Source organism: Pedobacter panaciterrae (genome assembly GCF_013204795.1).
In the GTDB taxonomy this organism is placed as follows: domain Bacteria; phylum Bacteroidota; class Bacteroidia; order Sphingobacteriales; family Sphingobacteriaceae; genus Pedobacter; species Pedobacter panaciterrae.
The window spans coordinates 841,529-857,343 of the sequence record NZ_JABMKW010000020.1 but is presented as its reverse complement, the minus strand read 5'-3'; the positions used below and the strand labels follow the sequence as shown (position 1 = coordinate 857,343).

General features: G+C 37.4%; 13 protein-coding genes. 5 read left to right on the top strand and 8 right to left on the bottom strand.

Translation table 11 applies throughout. The features are described 5' to 3' along the window. The first annotated feature begins 149 nt into the window (after positions 1-149). From HQN86_RS22500 to HQN86_RS22490, 3 genes are all read left to right on the top strand, one after another. Entirely contained in the window at positions 150-1,073 is a 924-nt protein-coding gene (locus HQN86_RS22500; protein WP_246269715.1) for a helix-turn-helix transcriptional regulator, read from the top strand. Positions 1,074-1,175: 102 nt separating this feature from the next. Beyond that, positions 1,176-1,625, top strand: a complete 450-nt coding sequence (locus HQN86_RS22495; protein WP_172663111.1) for a MauE/DoxX family redox-associated membrane protein — start codon at positions 1,176-1,178, stop codon at positions 1,623-1,625. Between the two features lie 78 nt (positions 1,626-1,703). Further along, on the top strand, positions 1,704-2,012 hold the full coding sequence (locus HQN86_RS22490) for a hypothetical protein (RefSeq protein WP_172663110.1): 309 nt from the start codon (positions 1,704-1,706) through the stop codon (positions 2,010-2,012). A gap of 44 nt (positions 2,013-2,056) precedes the next feature. Here the strand turns inward: HQN86_RS22490 and HQN86_RS22485 are convergent, their stop codons facing one another. From HQN86_RS22485 to HQN86_RS22470, 4 genes are all read right to left on the bottom strand, one after another. Then, entirely contained in the window at positions 2,057-3,427 is a 1,371-nt protein-coding gene (locus HQN86_RS22485) for a RagB/SusD family nutrient uptake outer membrane protein (protein ID WP_172663109.1), read from the bottom strand. Between the two features lie 15 nt (positions 3,428-3,442). Next, positions 3,443-6,880, bottom strand: a complete 3,438-nt coding sequence (locus tag HQN86_RS22480) for a SusC/RagA family TonB-linked outer membrane protein (protein WP_172663108.1) — start codon at positions 6,878-6,880, stop codon at positions 3,443-3,445. Then, the gene (locus HQN86_RS22475; RefSeq protein ID WP_172663107.1) at positions 6,880-8,112 is read right to left on the bottom strand and encodes a FecR family protein; all 1,233 of its coding nucleotides are present in this window, start codon (positions 8,110-8,112) and stop codon (positions 6,880-6,882) included. Before HQN86_RS22475 ends, HQN86_RS22480 begins: the two co-directional genes overlap by 1 nt. A gap of 256 nt (positions 8,113-8,368) precedes the next feature. After that, the gene (locus HQN86_RS22470) at positions 8,369-9,253 is read right to left on the bottom strand and encodes a LysR family transcriptional regulator (protein WP_172663106.1); all 885 of its coding nucleotides are present in this window, start codon (positions 9,251-9,253) and stop codon (positions 8,369-8,371) included. A gap of 95 nt (positions 9,254-9,348) precedes the next feature. Here HQN86_RS22470 and HQN86_RS22465 point away from each other — a divergent pair, with 95 nt between their 5' ends. Together HQN86_RS22465 and HQN86_RS22460 are read left to right on the top strand one after the other, a co-directional pair. After that, entirely contained in the window at positions 9,349-10,071 is a 723-nt protein-coding gene (locus tag HQN86_RS22465; RefSeq protein ID WP_172663105.1) for a class I SAM-dependent methyltransferase, read from the top strand. An 83-nt stretch (positions 10,072-10,154) separates the two neighbouring features. Next, on the top strand, positions 10,155-10,994 hold the full coding sequence (locus HQN86_RS22460) for a maleylpyruvate isomerase N-terminal domain-containing protein (protein ID WP_172663104.1): 840 nt from the start codon (positions 10,155-10,157) through the stop codon (positions 10,992-10,994). A gap of 15 nt (positions 10,995-11,009) precedes the next feature. Here HQN86_RS22460 and HQN86_RS22455 read toward each other — a convergent pair whose 3' ends face one another. From HQN86_RS22455 to HQN86_RS22440, 4 genes are all read right to left on the bottom strand, one after another. Next, positions 11,010-11,654: a class I SAM-dependent methyltransferase gene (locus HQN86_RS22455; protein WP_172663103.1), complete on the bottom strand. Its 645-nt coding sequence runs from the start codon at positions 11,652-11,654 to the stop codon at positions 11,010-11,012. Positions 11,655-11,774: 120 nt separating this feature from the next. Then, entirely contained in the window at positions 11,775-12,026 is a 252-nt protein-coding gene (locus HQN86_RS22450) for a hypothetical protein (RefSeq protein ID WP_172663102.1), read from the bottom strand. Further along, on the bottom strand, positions 12,023-13,363 hold the full coding sequence (locus HQN86_RS22445; protein ID WP_172663101.1) for a PepSY-associated TM helix domain-containing protein: 1,341 nt from the start codon (positions 13,361-13,363) through the stop codon (positions 12,023-12,025). Before HQN86_RS22445 ends, HQN86_RS22450 begins: the two co-directional genes overlap by 4 nt. Next, entirely contained in the window at positions 13,363-15,801 is a 2,439-nt protein-coding gene (locus HQN86_RS22440; protein ID WP_172663100.1) for a TonB-dependent receptor, read from the bottom strand. Before HQN86_RS22440 ends, HQN86_RS22445 begins: the two co-directional genes overlap by 1 nt. Positions 15,802-15,815 lie beyond the last annotated feature (14 nt).

Below are 15,815 nucleotides of genomic sequence, written 5' to 3'. Positions count from 1 at the left end.
AATGGGGCAGATCAGGTATTCTCTTGTTTGTCCCATTTACTTTGCCATATTTTCTTTGGGTCTCAAGGTTTTGACTGGACTTTAGACATAAATAGACTGTTCTAGATAAATAATTGCTACAACTTTACAGCTTAACAAAGCTGTAGACAATGCATTCAAACTTCAAGTTCCAATCTGCTTTTGCAGAATCGGAAATCTTTACCTTTAATACACTCCCTCATTTCTGTACTACTGCACTGCACATGGGGCAGGCTCGAAAATTTAGTTTAATGGAAGGGGAGGTACTACTTCAATCTATAAGTCATTATCTGGCGCATATTGAATTGTTTGAATATTCGCTTAGACAGGATGCGAGCATAGATTTTTTAATAAGTGAACCCTCTTTTCTTATGTACGTTGTACAACATAAAAGCGCTTGTTTTTTATGTTATCGGCCTGCGGGGGAATACCATAAAATTCTACCTGCAGGAAGACATAAGATTTTAGTGATTACATTTAGTCCTGATTGGCTGATCTATAAAAGTAAAAAATTAACTGCTTTAAAACCACTTATAGCCTGTTTTAATGAGTCAGACAACAGGCATGTTAATTTGCCGGCTTTCGGTATTTCTACCAGCATTTTCAATTTACTCATTAAAATGGATGTTAAAACCAATGATTTAGCTATGGATGCAGATTTCTATAATTTTATCAATAGCTGTATCAATAAATATTATAAGCGCCTTGTTGGTGGCGATATTACTAGTGTTTACTACCAGAAAAAAGCTAGCGCAATCGCTGAGTTTGTTAAAAAAAATTTTGCCACTGAACTGGTAGATGATTTGCCTGATCTTGCAGCGAGGTTTATGATGTCGCAACGGAATCTGATGCGTTTATCAAAAATGGCATTCGGTATTCCTTTGCATGCGCAGGTCATTAAAATCAGGATGTATTATGGGGTAAAGTATCTGCTTACAACAAACAAACCTATTCACGAAATAGCGGGATTAGTTGGGTACAAAGATCCGCATTATTTTAGTAGCGCATTTAAAAAGTGTTTTGGAGTATCACCTAAATTTCTGATTCAGGGGTGAGATCCTGCCAAAGTATGTCTTAATTATTTTGGCAGTAATCCGTATTTTTTTAAAAATAAATGAGCTGCATTTTTGGGCCATTAAAACACATAGTTGTAAACCATGCAAACAACATTCTTTAACCAAACAAAATTCTATTTATCTGCTAAAGCCAGAGTTATTATTGTAGATGCTATTGCCTATTTGATTCTTGCCTTGTTTATGTATACCGCTGCAAGCAAATTATTTGCTATTCGTTCATTTTCTTCTACACTGGCTAAATCACCTTTGATTGGTGAGTATAGTAAATTGGTGGCATGGGGTATTCCAATAACTGAACTGGTTATTGGTGTGTTGTTAATTTTTGCTCCAATTAGAAAATTGGGATTGTATGCTTCATTTGTACTTATGATTTTGTTTACCCTGTATCTGTTATATATGGTTTTTTCTGGCAGCAAGTTGCCCTGCCATTGTGGTGGGGTGATCAGTACAATGACATGGCGGCATCACATCTGGTTTAATCTGGGGTTTGTGTTACTGGCATTTACAGGGATTTTTCTTTACAGAAAATAAAGACTTTACGCGCGTGAAACAGGTAATTACTGTAGCCTGTCAAAATAAACACAGTCTCATTAAATTAAAACTTTAAAAATGAACAACATTAAAAAAGCGGCACTGGGTGTGTTGATAGCAGGTTTTGCATTTGGCTTCAGTGCTTTCACAACATTTAAAAGGGCTAACGCAGTGCTTTATTATAAAGTGGATATAGCGTATCCGCTGCCTGATGATCCAAGAGGTTATTATTATTATTCAGGTGATAGATGTGAGGCTAATGGCCCAGTCTGTTCTGCACTGTGGGACATTGGAACTAATATGGTCCCTGTCGCAGATGGAACATCTTTGCCAGGTTCAGGCAGGACGCTCATATCTACTTCTGTTTCAACAGGCCATTTTGAATAATAAATAAGTTATGGGGTGCTACCTCCCCATGCTTAACTAATTTGTTATCTGTCATTTTGCTGTATTCCAGTTAGACTTAATTCTATTTCATCAATAGGAAAGACATATCTTTTGTCATTGGGAAGTAGGTTATAAGTTTGATTATTTAATACCCTTGTTAGGATGGTCGAAAATCTATTGTCTTTGTTTAAGCGTCTTAGATCCTGCCATCTAAGACCTCTAAACACTAATTCTTTTCTACGCTCTTTTACAATATAGTTTAATACCTGCTCCTCGTTAATATTAATAACCTTGTATGTACGATTGTATCTGTTCTTCAAAAGGTGGTTTAAGTCTGCTAGTGCAGAAGCAAATTTGCCATCTCTAGCGTTGGATTCTGCGCGGATCAGGAAAAGCTCATCAGTGGCTAAACCTCCAAACAAGTTTTTGTCGCCATTGTAACTGCCTTTATAGGTAATGGTACCATTAGGATTATCTTTAAAGAAAATTTTGCGTCTATAATCGTCTTCTGTATACATATCAACTAATGTGGGTTCAACAATCAACCTTGTAACATTGAAAATCCCATAGGTAAAAGTACTTTGAAATATCACCTCAGGATTGAGTCTCTTGATAGGGTTGGCTGCATCAGGACTCAGCGTTGCATAGTCAATAAGATCTGACTGGATTTGTAACGCCGAGTCGGCATATAAACCTGCCGACTTATAATCCTCCATAGCCAAGTAAGTTCTGGCCAATAATGCAAAAGCTGCCTGCCTGGATGGCCTTGTTTTAAACAATGGTGTAGTGCCCATTAAAGGGATGGCTGATTTTAGATCTTTAATAATCTGATCGTAAGTCTGTTGAAGAGTTGAGCGTTGTAATTGTATATTTACATTGTATTCCAACCTCAGTGGTAGCCCTAGGTCTGATTTTGCTTTAGCCTGTTCATAGGCCGGGCAATATTCCTGGGCAAGGTTAAAAAAGTCGAAAGCGCGAAAGAACAAGGCGCTGCTATGTATGTTATTCCATTCATCTTGTCGGGGAGTGGGTACTTTTATTTTTTTTATACCATCCAGGATAACATTGGAATTTAAGATTCGTCTGTAAGAATTTTCCCAATCGCTACTAGATTCTCCACTATAAAAGTTAGCTGTGGGAGCCCAGATATAAGCTGATTTTTCCTGACTGGTGAAAAGTGATTGCCATGACGAGTAAAGGATGTAAAAATCGCCAGAGGCAATTTCAGCTAAACCACAGGCTTGAAAGATATTAAAAGTCAGAGTAGAATTGTCTAATAAGGCCTGAAAATCTTCCAGGGTTTTTGGTACAATCTGTGATTGATCGGGGTTTGCCTCCAGCCAGCCTTTTTTACAACCTGAAAAAAGTCCAATTAGAATAACTGTGATAAATAGAGTTGTTTTATTTGTTTTCATATCACTACATGTACTTTAAAAAAAGATTTTGAGTCCAAAGGACAGACTTATGGATAAAGGGGTATTAAAAATATTTCCATAATCGGTAATATAATCTGGATCTAATCCGAACTTATTGGCTTTCCAGATGATTCCCAGATTATTAGCATAAAAGTAAAGTTGTACTTGTTTTACGGGTATGTTTTTCCAGTTGGATTGATCAAAGTCAAAACCAATACTTACATCCTGTAAACGAATGTGGTCGCCTCGTGCTATTGTAGCGGATGAGCTTTTATAAAATTTGTCTCGAAAATCATTATCCCCGAAACCTGCCATTGATGGGACATTAGTGGTGGCTTCATCTCCACTTTTCTGCCAGCGCTTTCCAAAATCAGCATTCATGTTTGAACTAATGTTTGAGTTATACAGATTGTAATAATTTACTGTTGGTTTTCTGAAATAATAGCCAAACTTATAGCTGATGTTGAATGCGAATGTTAACTTTTGAAAAGAAAAAACATTGTTTAAGCCTCCAAAGACAGTAGGCCTTGCCGGGCCATTATACTCCAGGTTTTCTATTGTGCTGTTAAGGATGGTTTTGTAATCTTTACTAACCTGGCCATTTACATAGCCTCTGGGGTCGCCGTTTATCGGGTCTAATCCTGCCCATTTGTAACTGAAAATTCCATACACAGGTCTGTTTAATATCGGGACACTGCTGTAGGTTCCAACATAGTACATACTGGCAGGCAGAACTGCATGATAATCTGTAACACAGTCATTTGCGGCAGAGAGTATAAAGCTTGTCGTCCAGCCTAGTTTTCCTTTTAAATTTTGTGAGTTTAGGGAAATATCTAATCCTTTTGTTTCCAGTTTTGAGTAGTTACCTCTTAAGACTTTAATACCAGTATTTGAAGGGAAAGCCTTGTCGCCCAATATATCAGAGCCATTTTTGATATAATATTCTACTTTTCCACTAATTGCGGAATTCCTTAGTCCAAACTCAACTCCAACATTGGCAATAGCTACTTTTTCCCATCTAAGTTCAGGATTACCAATATTGACAATGCTCGCGAAAGGCAGGCCGGTGTATGCCGCGCCTAATGGATTGTATGTAAATGTAGTAATTCCTGTTTTTGATTTATCCAGATTACCACTATACCCATACGATGCCCTGAATTTTAAAACAGGTAACCAGTTTAAGTTATAAAAATCTTCTCTGTCAATATTCCATAATGCTCCGGCAGACCATAATGGAACGTATTTTTGATTGGTTTTTATGCCAAAATAATTGGAACCATCAATCCGTGCACTTCCTGATAGGGTATATCTGCCATCATAAGTATAAGCTGCATTAATATATGAGGAACGCATTCTATCTGTTCTTTTAAAAAAGCGATAGCTAGTTCTGATTTGGCCTGAGCCTACAGGGTTTAGGTTAAAATAACTTGCAGTGTCTACTGCTATAGATTTCCCTGAATTTATATCGTACCCGTATTTAGTCTGACTGTTCATGTCGGATACGGATTCCGAAATTTCATAACCCATGATGGCTGAAATGGAACTTTTTTGCCATCTCTTCTCATAGTTTAACTGGGTGCGTAAATTATTAGAAGAGGCTTTTCGATTGAGCGTATAAAGAATTCCTCCTAAAGGAATATTGTAACCACTAACAGTACCTGAAGTTAAAATAGAATATTGATTGATAAGCTGTCTGGTTTCGTAGCTTTCGATACCCATGTAACGTGAAGTCTTACTATCAAGCTCCTGATATTGGTATTTTAAAGTTGCGCTTAAGCCTGGAATGATAGTGTAGGTTAATCCCCCGTTTAATCGTAAGTTATTATCCTTTATGGTACGTGGCGATTTACCCAATTCATTTAGGGGTATATATGACCAATCTAAAAATCCTTTATCGAGTGCTTCATTTTTAAAACGGGAATTATAGTCCCAGTCAAGCACAGCATTATGGCCATTTACATCTTTAAATTGATAATAAGGGGTAGTATGAAATGATATCTCGTTTAATGCGCTATCTATGTTTGATGTTGATTTTACATAATACACGCCTAGTTCCAATTCTAGATTTTTAACAGGACGAAGGGTGTTTTGGCTATTTATAGTGCGCCTGCTGTTGTTGTTGGCTACCAGGGTCGCATCAGTTTTGTCGTATCCGGCAGAGAAATAATGGTTTGATCGTGTCGTTCCTCCACGTAATGACACGGCATATTGTTGCGAAACCGGCTTTCTGTAAAAATATTTTAATTCATCATTTCTCACATCTTTAGTCCTTAAAACATTTAACTGCCTTGTGGTTTCATCCGCAGATTGGCCCATTCGCTGTTTGTTTAGGATTTGTACTACAGGAGAAACTACGGTATAGTTTTGAGGGTCAGTTAAGATTTTATCATATTTTCCATGGTCGAATAAAAAAGTTTCTATATCAATATAATCAGATGAGGTTAAAAAATTTTGATTATAAGAAAGATCAGACTTGCCAGAAATGGTAACATTTGAATTTATAGATACACTTAAGGGTTGTTTGTTTCTACCTCTTTTGGTAGTAATTACAATTATACCGTTTCCTGCCCTAACACCCCATATAGATGCGGCTGCGGCATCTTTTAAAACTGTAATTGTGTCGATATCATTTGGGTTAATTGAATTGAAGTCTCCATCAAAAGGAAAGTTATCCAAAATGATCAGGGGTTGATCGTTTGCAAAAATAGTACTTCGGCCACGAACTGACAAATCAAGGGAACTAGCATTGGCTCTAATCGTGTTTTTATTAAATAATAGACCACTGGTAATACCCTCTAATCTGGAGAATACATCTGGGCTTACCCTGCGTGCAAATTTTACGCTATCTACCAATGCAAAACTTCCTGTGGCACGCTCTTTTGGTATTTTTTGATAACCTGTACTTACTACTTCTACTTCCTTTAGCAGATCGTTATTTAAAGATAAGCTAACCTTTTCCATTTTGGGTAAAGCCTTTACTTCCTTGCTTTGATAACCCACATAAGAAATGGTCAGCACAGCTCCGGTATCTATCTGTTTTAGTAAGTATTGGCCTTTTGCATCTGTAAGAGCTGTTTTATTTTTTCCTTTAACACTGACACTTGCGCCTTCCAGTAATTGATTCTGTTCATTTATTACCGAACCATGCACATCAATAACTGAGAGGGCATTTATAATTATCATTTTTTTTGAAATGATGTAGGTAAGCGGAAGGCCCGATAAAATACGGTTCATGACCTGAGGCAAACTTACATTTTGAAAATCTGCATCGATCCGTTGGTCTACGTTTAGTTTTTGCTCATTCCAGATTACCTGATAGTCAGTTTGCCTGGTTATTTCTTTAAAGACTTGAACAAGAGTGACTTTTTTCTTTACGAGATTGAGCTTTTGAGCCATTACCGATGTGCTGAGCAAGCACAGTATTGATAGTATGAATACTGAATTTAACTTCATTATTTAGTTATAATAACTTTTTTGCCTTGTATTTTAAAGTGTACATCGCTGGCAAGTTCAAGCGTTGTTAGTATACTTGAAATCTGTTCGGATCTGGTAAATGAGCCTCCCAAAATTTCTTTGCCTATCTGATTGTTTTGATACACGATTTCAACATCGTACCATCTGGCAACTTGATGCATGATACTTTCCAAAGACTCATTTCGGAATGCGAATTTACCATTTTTCCAGGCAATAGCATCACTGGCATCAACTTGCTTAACCTCTATAGGCTTGTTAGCGGTAAACGTGGATTGTTGGCCAGGTTTGAGGATTACGTCATCTCGACGATAGGAGAAATCTCTTGAGGTAGCATGACCAAGAGATCCCTCTCCGCTGCGCTTCCCTCGGGATGACGTAACAATTAAACTTCCTTCTAAAAGGGTAGTCTTTATACTACCTTCATCAGTATAATTGCTAATGTTAAAATGCGTACCTAACACCTCTACCAGCTGTTCATTTGATATTACTATGAATGGTTGTTTTTTATTTTTAGTCACCTCAAAATAAGCCTCACCACTTAATTCAATCTTACGCAGAGGTGTGCCGGCAAAATCTGACGGAAACTTTAAAGTGGAAGCTGCATTTAGCCAAACCCTGGTGCCATCTGGTAATGTAATTTGGTATTGACCGCCGCGTGGGGTGGCAACTGTTATTTTTTCTGTGCTATTCAAGCGATCTCTTCTGTCGTCGAGATGACGGGGGCCGGTTTGAGAAGATGGCGAATTGTTAGAGATGACTGCAGTGTTATCATTATACTTTAAACTTGAGCCATCAACTACTACACCGGTCTTTGCTTGGCTTAAGTGTATCGTTTTGCCATTGGCAAAAATTAATGTTGCCTTGTTTGAGCCTGGAAGAATATCTTTTTTAGCGAGTGGAAGGTTGACGTTGTTCTGCAAAGAGCCATGATGTTTGCCCTGAGGATTGTTAAAAAACATCCACATTAACCCTAAAATTGCAAAAGCCAGTACAGCTACGCGAATAAGTAAATCTGATAACCTTTTGGGTCTACTGCTCTGTTCTCTAATCTTCATCAGCGTAGTTCCCAAATCAAAATTTAATTTATGGAAGTATATATTCTTTCCGTTATCCAGATGATTTAAAAAATCTGTGATTTCGTCTTTAGAAATGTCGGCAATAAAGCGATTACCTTCATAAACGGGCAAAATATCTACATCATTTTCACGCATTATAGATAGCGCCTCAAAAACCAATTGTTTTGAATCTAGTTTAATAATATACAGTTTAGTTATCTCTATTTGTCTTATCCCATAAAGCTGATTGCCAACGGTAATCGCTCTCTTTAGGGATTAAAGAAACAAATAATAATTCAATTAAAACGTGAACATAAACTACAGTATCTAAAGAATAACAAAAAATGTTATTTGACGACTAAATATTAAAGATATGCGAAATATCTATAGCTAGAAAAAATCTGATTGAAGGTTAGTTATTTGTATTACTGTAATTATCAATAAACCATTTTAATGCAGGATTTCTATTGGTTTGTTTGTAAGCTACAACAACTTCGGTATTTACAGGAATATTTTCCAACTCAATAAATGAAACTTTTAAATATTCATATTGTTTTTTGAGCGATAGGGGTAATATAGATACACCAAGCCCTGCTTCGACTAATTGTAATATAGAGTGGACATTATTAGCTTCATGAGTAATATCGGGCGTAAATTGCATCCGTTTGCAAATTTCAATTAGTTTATTGTTATAATGAGGTGCAAATTCTTTATTAAAAAAAATAAAGGGGCTCTTTTTTAAAAAGTCGGCCAGTTCCTTGTTTGTGCTGAACGTTTTTGCTGAAAAGGGAATAACAACTACAAAAGGATCAAAAAATAAAGTTTTAATAATTAATTTTTCGGAAAGAATAGGTGCTCTTAAAATACCTACATCTAATTTCCCTTGCTCCAATGCTTCAATTTGGGTTATTGTTGGCAGTTCAAATAAACCCGTTTTTATATACTGGAATTCTTCGCGCATTGCCTTTAAAATTTCTGCCAGATAAGATTGATAGACCGAACTTATATACCCGATCTTTAATTCGCCGCTAAGGCTTAAATGGATTTGCCGAACTATATTTTTACTTTCTTCCAGTCTTGCAAAAATCGCATCCACTTCAGTTTTGAAATACTTTCCAGCATCTGTTAAAGCAACGCGTTTGTTATCGCGCGTGAATAACTGCACTTCTAATTCCTCTTCCAATTCTTTAATCTGACGACTTAATGGGGGCTGAGAAATAAAAAGTTTTGTCGCTGCTTTTGTAAAATGCAATTCTTCTGCAACAGTTTTAAAATATAAAAGATGTCTGAGTTCCATATTTATAATACCTATTAGGTATCGTGAATTGATAAAATTGATATTTTTCAAATATGGTAAAAGGAGTTAGGTTTGACAAATGAAAAATTTAAGATATGAAAACAGAATATTTAAAAAAGGCCACTAACGACGAAATTAAGGCAAGGTTCGATAATGATGTTGAACGCTTTTCAAATCTTGAAGTGGGTCAGCAAACAACCATTGACGCCCCGCTTACCATGGAGTTATGTACAGAGGCAGCAAAATACATTAATCCACATGCAAAAGAATTACTGGATATAGGTTGCGGTGCGGGTAATTATACCTTAAAAATGCTAAGCAAAATTCCTGAATTGAATTGTACACTGAATGATTTGAGTATGCCAATGTTAGAGCGGGCAAAAAAAAGGGTATCTGCAAAAACTAATGGTAAGGTAAATGTGATACAAGATGATATGCGTAATCTTGATTTACCGGATAATCACTTTGATGTGGTGTTTGCTGCCGCCACATTTCATCATTTACGTACTGATGCCGACTGGGAACTTGTTTTTACTAAATTATACATTGCATTGAAACCAGGTGGTAGTATTTGGATTTCTGACTTAATTACCCATGACTCGGAATTGATAAATAAGCTTTTTCAGGATAAGTACAGGGCATACCTTGAAACTTTGGGCGGACCTGAATATGCACAAAAAGTATTTGATTATATTGCTTACGAGGATACACCGCGTTCCTTAGGCTATCAGCTCGCTTTGTTAAGTAAAGTTGGGTTCAAAGAGATTGAAATACTGCATAAGAATTCTTATTTCGCAGCATTTGGAGCAATAAAGTAAGTTCAATGAACAATAAATTTCTGGAATTCATTATTTTTATATCACTTCCGAAAGAAAATAATAATTAAAACGTTTGTTATTTTATGACAACCCAGACGAAAATCCCTATTGATGTAGTTCATTTGCTAACTGTTCTTGATAAGAAACTGCTTGATTTACTGAAATCACTTAAACCCGTAGATTGGCAAAAACAGACTATTGCAAAACTTTGGACAGTTAAGGATGTAGCTGCACATTTGCTAGACGGTAATCTTCGAGTGCTTTCCATTCTTCGTGATCATCACTTCGGTGAACATCCAGAAGGAAATTCTTATCAGGACTTGGTTGATTTCCTGAACAGACTTAATGCTGACTGGGTAAAGGCTATGAAAAGAGTAAGTCCGGAAATGCTTATTTTTCTTCTTGAAATAACCGGTCAGCAATTTTGTGACTACCTTAAATCTTTGAATCCTTTGGATAAATCTGTCTTAGCAGTTGGCTGGACTGGTGAATCAGAAAGTAAAAACTGGACAGAAATATCGCGTCAGTATACAGAAAAGTGGCTACATCAACAGCAAATAAGAGCTGCTGTAAATAAACCAGATCTAATGACGCCTGAGCTTTATTATCCCTTTATTGATATTTTTATGCTTGCTCTTCCACACACATACAGATCAATAACCGCAGATGATGGGTCAATTGTAAAGGTTACTGTTGCAACGGACGTTGGTGGTTCGTGGTATTTGCTTCGTACTGAGAATAAATGGATATTGACAAAAAACCAAACAGAAACACCAACGACTGAAATTATTATTGATCCTGAAACCTCATGGAAGCTATTTTCAAAAAGCTTGCGACCAGAACAAGTAAAAGACAAAGTGAAAATTAGTGGTAATCAGGAGCTTGGGCTGATTGCGCTGACAATGCTTTCTGTTATGGCTTAAGGATTTATTTAAGTATCAGATATTAAGGCAATTATTTTGTCTGTAAAAAACAGAAGTACACTTAGATATAATTACTCCGGGTGCAATTCCCGAAAACGGAATATGCTTAAATCCATTTTCAATTAAAAAGGAAACCCCCTCTGCATATTGATCTCTTTCTGAATCATCTAATACCACCACGCCTTCTTCTGTTAAAGATTCGAGAGCCTGTTTACAGCAGTTTACCCTATCTCTTCCATCCACAATGATTAGGTCAAATTTCTTTCCTGTATTAGCTGCACTCCTGCAGTAATCTCCGTTGGGAACAAGCTCACAAAAAATCAGATGGACATTATTTAGGTTGGAGGCTTTATTTGTTTTAAACCATATTTTATCATGTTCAACAGAATAAACCTCTCCGGCTAAATTGGCGTAAAAGAATGTTGAATTACCTGAACCAAATTCAAATACGCGTTGCTGTTTATTCAGGCGTTCTTTAATAAAATCGATGAAAGAATAGGTTACCCAGGCAATAGGTTTTCCGGTCTCGTCGATAGCAGATTTTGTTTTATATGCATCAAACCATCCTCTATCAGCAAGATAGCCTTTGAAACCCAGGGACAATAATACCTTTAGTTTGTTGGGCTGGAATAGGGTTAACGGAGATATTTTATTTTTCATAAGGGGATAATCGTAGTATATTAAATTGTATATATGTAATATACATAAATTGTAACGACTTCAATTATCCTTTATTGCTAAATGATATGTATAGCGAGGTTCAGGTGAGGATGTTTAAAATTAAGCAGGCAGAAAGATTAAGGCACTTAATATAAGTATAGTGTATGAAATTATTCCTGCCAGCAAGAAGTACTTGTTGGCGCGTAAAATTCCAATTATTAAGCTGATAATGCAAAGAGCTGTTGCCGATAAGGTTTGGCTGTAATCTCCTTTTGCCAGTAAATAAATGAGGTGGACAAGGGCTATATTTCCAGCTATTAACGCTGTGGGGATCAGTTTGTGCTGGATTAAAGAAAAAGCTTTCATGTTCATATGATGCTGGCTTTTGGTTTCATTTTTTTAAGGATATAATTTGTAATGGCATAAATGATGAATATGGCCAGTATACCATTTACAATGATTGCAGCAATAAAGGAAGCCTGACGGTAGCCGATAAACATGCTGATCATAGCAATGATAATAAGAATCAACAAAATCAGGATAGAATAAATGAAAGTAGTTTTTAAAGGACTAATGGCTCTTTTTTTCATCTTATCCGTGCGGTGTAAATACACTACAAAACCACTGATAGACAAAAAGGCACTTGTAAGGCCAAGAACGGCATATAATATTTTTAAACCTAAACCGCCAAAATCACCAAAATGAAGAGCCTCTTGTACCGAATAAAATTTATCTCTGAATGATGCTTTGCTGATGTCGCATTTGAATAAGGGTTTGTAAGTAGTCTTGGAAATAACAAGCGAGTTTATGTTTCTTTCGTATATCTGGCCGTCTATGCTGCCATGAATTTCGATAGTAGCTGTTCCGTCCTCAGAGGCACGCATATAACCTGGCTTAAGACCGGGAAATTCTTGTTTTGCTACTTTAAATACTTTATTCCAATGTACCGCAATGTTTGCATCCTCTTTCTTATCTATGATTACCTCAGCCTTAAAATCATTAGGGGCTTTAATGTCAAACCATTGCATCAGTTTAGGTTGCAAGCCTAACCAGGCACCGGAACACGCGATTACAAAATTGAAAGCCAGCGCGCTTATACCCAATATTTTATGCCAATCAGCCATTAAAATGCGCACATTCTTCTTGCGGATTTTTGGATAAGGCTGTTTTTTCATAAAGTTCCCATAGATCAGAAAACCGGTAATGGTTACTACTACAAAGGCCACTCCAGCTAAACCTACAAGCTGTCGACCCCAAAAACCTTCGTACAAACGTACGTGCATTTGCCTTAGGTAATTAGCCAGCGAGTTTTGTCGGTCGCGATTGCCCAGGATTTTATCATGCACCGGATCAACAAACAGAGAATAGGACTGATTTGAGGCTTTGTCTTTGCCTTTTACAACAAAACTGAAGGTGGCTATGCCTTCCGGCCTGTCGGGCATATCGATCAGTAAACCAGCCATCTTGGGATACTGCTTTTTAGCTTCGGTAAACGCATTATCAATTTTGGGTAGTGCAGGCGCCGAAAGAGGGGTAGTATAAACCGAATAATAACGCCGTTGGATCCAGCCGTCGATCTCAGGGATGAAAACAGCGATTGCGCCGGTTAGGCAAAGAATACCAATCACAATGCCTGTGTACAAGCCCGCCCAATGATGAATTTTCCAGAGCAAATTATGCCCCTTTTTATCGTTATTATTCGGTTTCATTAGAATGTATAACCAATTCCAATCATGAAATTTCTTGGTGCACCCGGATACAATCTATTAAAATCATATCCACCAACCCAATGGGTTTTGTTGAATACGTTGTTCAGGTTACCCGAAATTTTGAACTTATCAATACTATAATATAGCGCTGCACTGAATAGTGTATATTCAGGAAGTTCCAATATCGTATTCAGGGTGTTTCTTTTGCCGGTGTAATTTACACCAGCACCTATACCAAGACCTTTTAGGTCAGGGTTCAGGAATGTGTATTTTGCCCATAAACCGCCTTGCGCTTTTGGAGCATTGGCATTCAACAGGCCTACATTTTCAGGTTTGTCGCTTTTTGTGGTTTCAGCTCTGCTGATTGCAAAGTTTGCTGTAACACTGAAATTTGGCATAATGGCACCATTGATGTCGATCTCAATACCCTTAGCGCGTTGCTGGCCTTCTTGTCTGAGTTCTTCGGTATTTCCAGGGTTGCCAGCGTTGATTAATACATTTTTCTGCTCTATTCGATAAAACGAAAGGTTGGCAGAAAGTCGTTTTTCAAAGAATTCAGTTTTTGCACCCACTTCATACATGTTACTGATTAGGGGATCAAATGGACCGCCGAATCGGACTGGATCTCCAATCTGAGCAACACTTTGTGGCTGATAACCTTCAGCATAAGTACCATAGAAGCTTACCTGATCTAAAGGCGTATAAACCAAACCAAGTCTAGGTATGAGTGCTTTTTGTTCTACCTTTTTCTCATCCGGTTTTTTATATCTGTTGATATCTGTATAGTATTCTTGTCTTAGGGCCAGTAAAGCCTGAAATTTGCCAAAGCTGATCTGATCCTGGATGTAAATCCCATGAACATAATATTTGGCAGGATCAGTTTGTGAAGAGGTATTGATGTAGCCGGAAATTTCAGAAATGGAATAATCAGGATTTACGAGGTCAAAATGAGGAACATTTGGCACCGGATTGCCGTCTTTCATCACAAAAAGTCCAGGTGTGTTTTTGTTATAATTACCCACTGTACCATCCAGTTTACGATATCCTGTTGCATTATAATTGGAATTACCTATAGGTGATTCATTTTGGATATAATCGTATCCTGTAACTACTTTATGTTTTAAAGGCCCTGTTTCGAAGTCTGTAACAAAATATGCGGTAATGTTATCGCTATAATTTTTTCCTTGTCTGCGGATGGTCTGCATTTCCATCTTTGTAGGAATTGAAACTCCGGCAGCATCTACTGCGTACCTGTTTGAAGTACGGTGCTCAAGTAAGTCCTCATCATACATAAACTTCATATAAGAGGCATTGAAAGTCACATTTTTGGTGATTTTTCTTTGTAGTGATGTGGTAACGTACAAATTTGTTTCATTCTCGAAATCATTTCTTTTTCCAAGAGCAAAAGAAATAGGGGTGGAGTTAAGGTCAGTTCCGGCAGTAGCGCCAAATATTGGCTGACCGCGGTCTAAGCGACTTTTGGTTTTAGAATATACAAAGTCAAAGTTCACTTGTGTTTTGTCATCAGGGATGAATGAAATGGACGGTGCAATAACAATATCCTCACCACCTTGTAGTACCCGGAATGACTCTGCATTTTGGTAAGCAAGGTTCAGGCGGTAAAGTAAAGTCTTGGTATCGTTCATAGGGCCCGTGAAATCTGCCATCAGCCTGTTGGTATTGTAACTTCCTGTAGAGAAATTGATTGATTTCCTGGCCTCGTCTAGCGGTTTCTTCGTCACGGTGTTCACTGTACCTCCCGGGTCTGTGTTTGCGAATAAGGCAGATGCCGGGCCTTTTATTACCTCTATACGCTCTACGTTTGGAAGCAAGGGTTGGCTCCAGCTGCTAGTAGGGGTTCTCAGACCGTTAATTAATGCATTGCTGGATCTGAATCCTCTCAGAGAGATGTCATTATTGTAGTAAGAAAAATGAGTAGCACCGCTGATGTTTTTAATTACATCACTTGCTTTAAAAGCCTGCTGATCGTCTATAACCTCTTTGGTTACATAACTGATTGCCTGTGGTACATACCGCAGGGGAGTTTCCGTTTTTGTTCCGGAAAAGGATTTGGTATTCTTATATGCCTGTTCTTTCCTTCCGGTTATCTCTACACCTTGCAATTCGTTGTCTTTATTCTCCAATTGGATGGTTAATTGTGTTTTCCCATTTTGAACGTTAAACTTTGTGCTCTGTGTTTCATAACCAATATAAGAAGCAATAAAGCTATAAGAGCTGGGAGTAAGATCGGAAAACTCGAAAAGACCATCCTGATCAGTGATCTGAATCAAATTCTTTTCTACCAATTTGACGGTGGCTCCAGGAATGGGTTTGTTGGATTTGTCTGTTATTTTGCCATTTATGCTTAGCTGGGCTGATGCTACCTGAGCAACTAGAGACAAACAAATAAAAGAGAGCGCAGCGTAAAGTATCTTCATGTAAGGCTTATTTA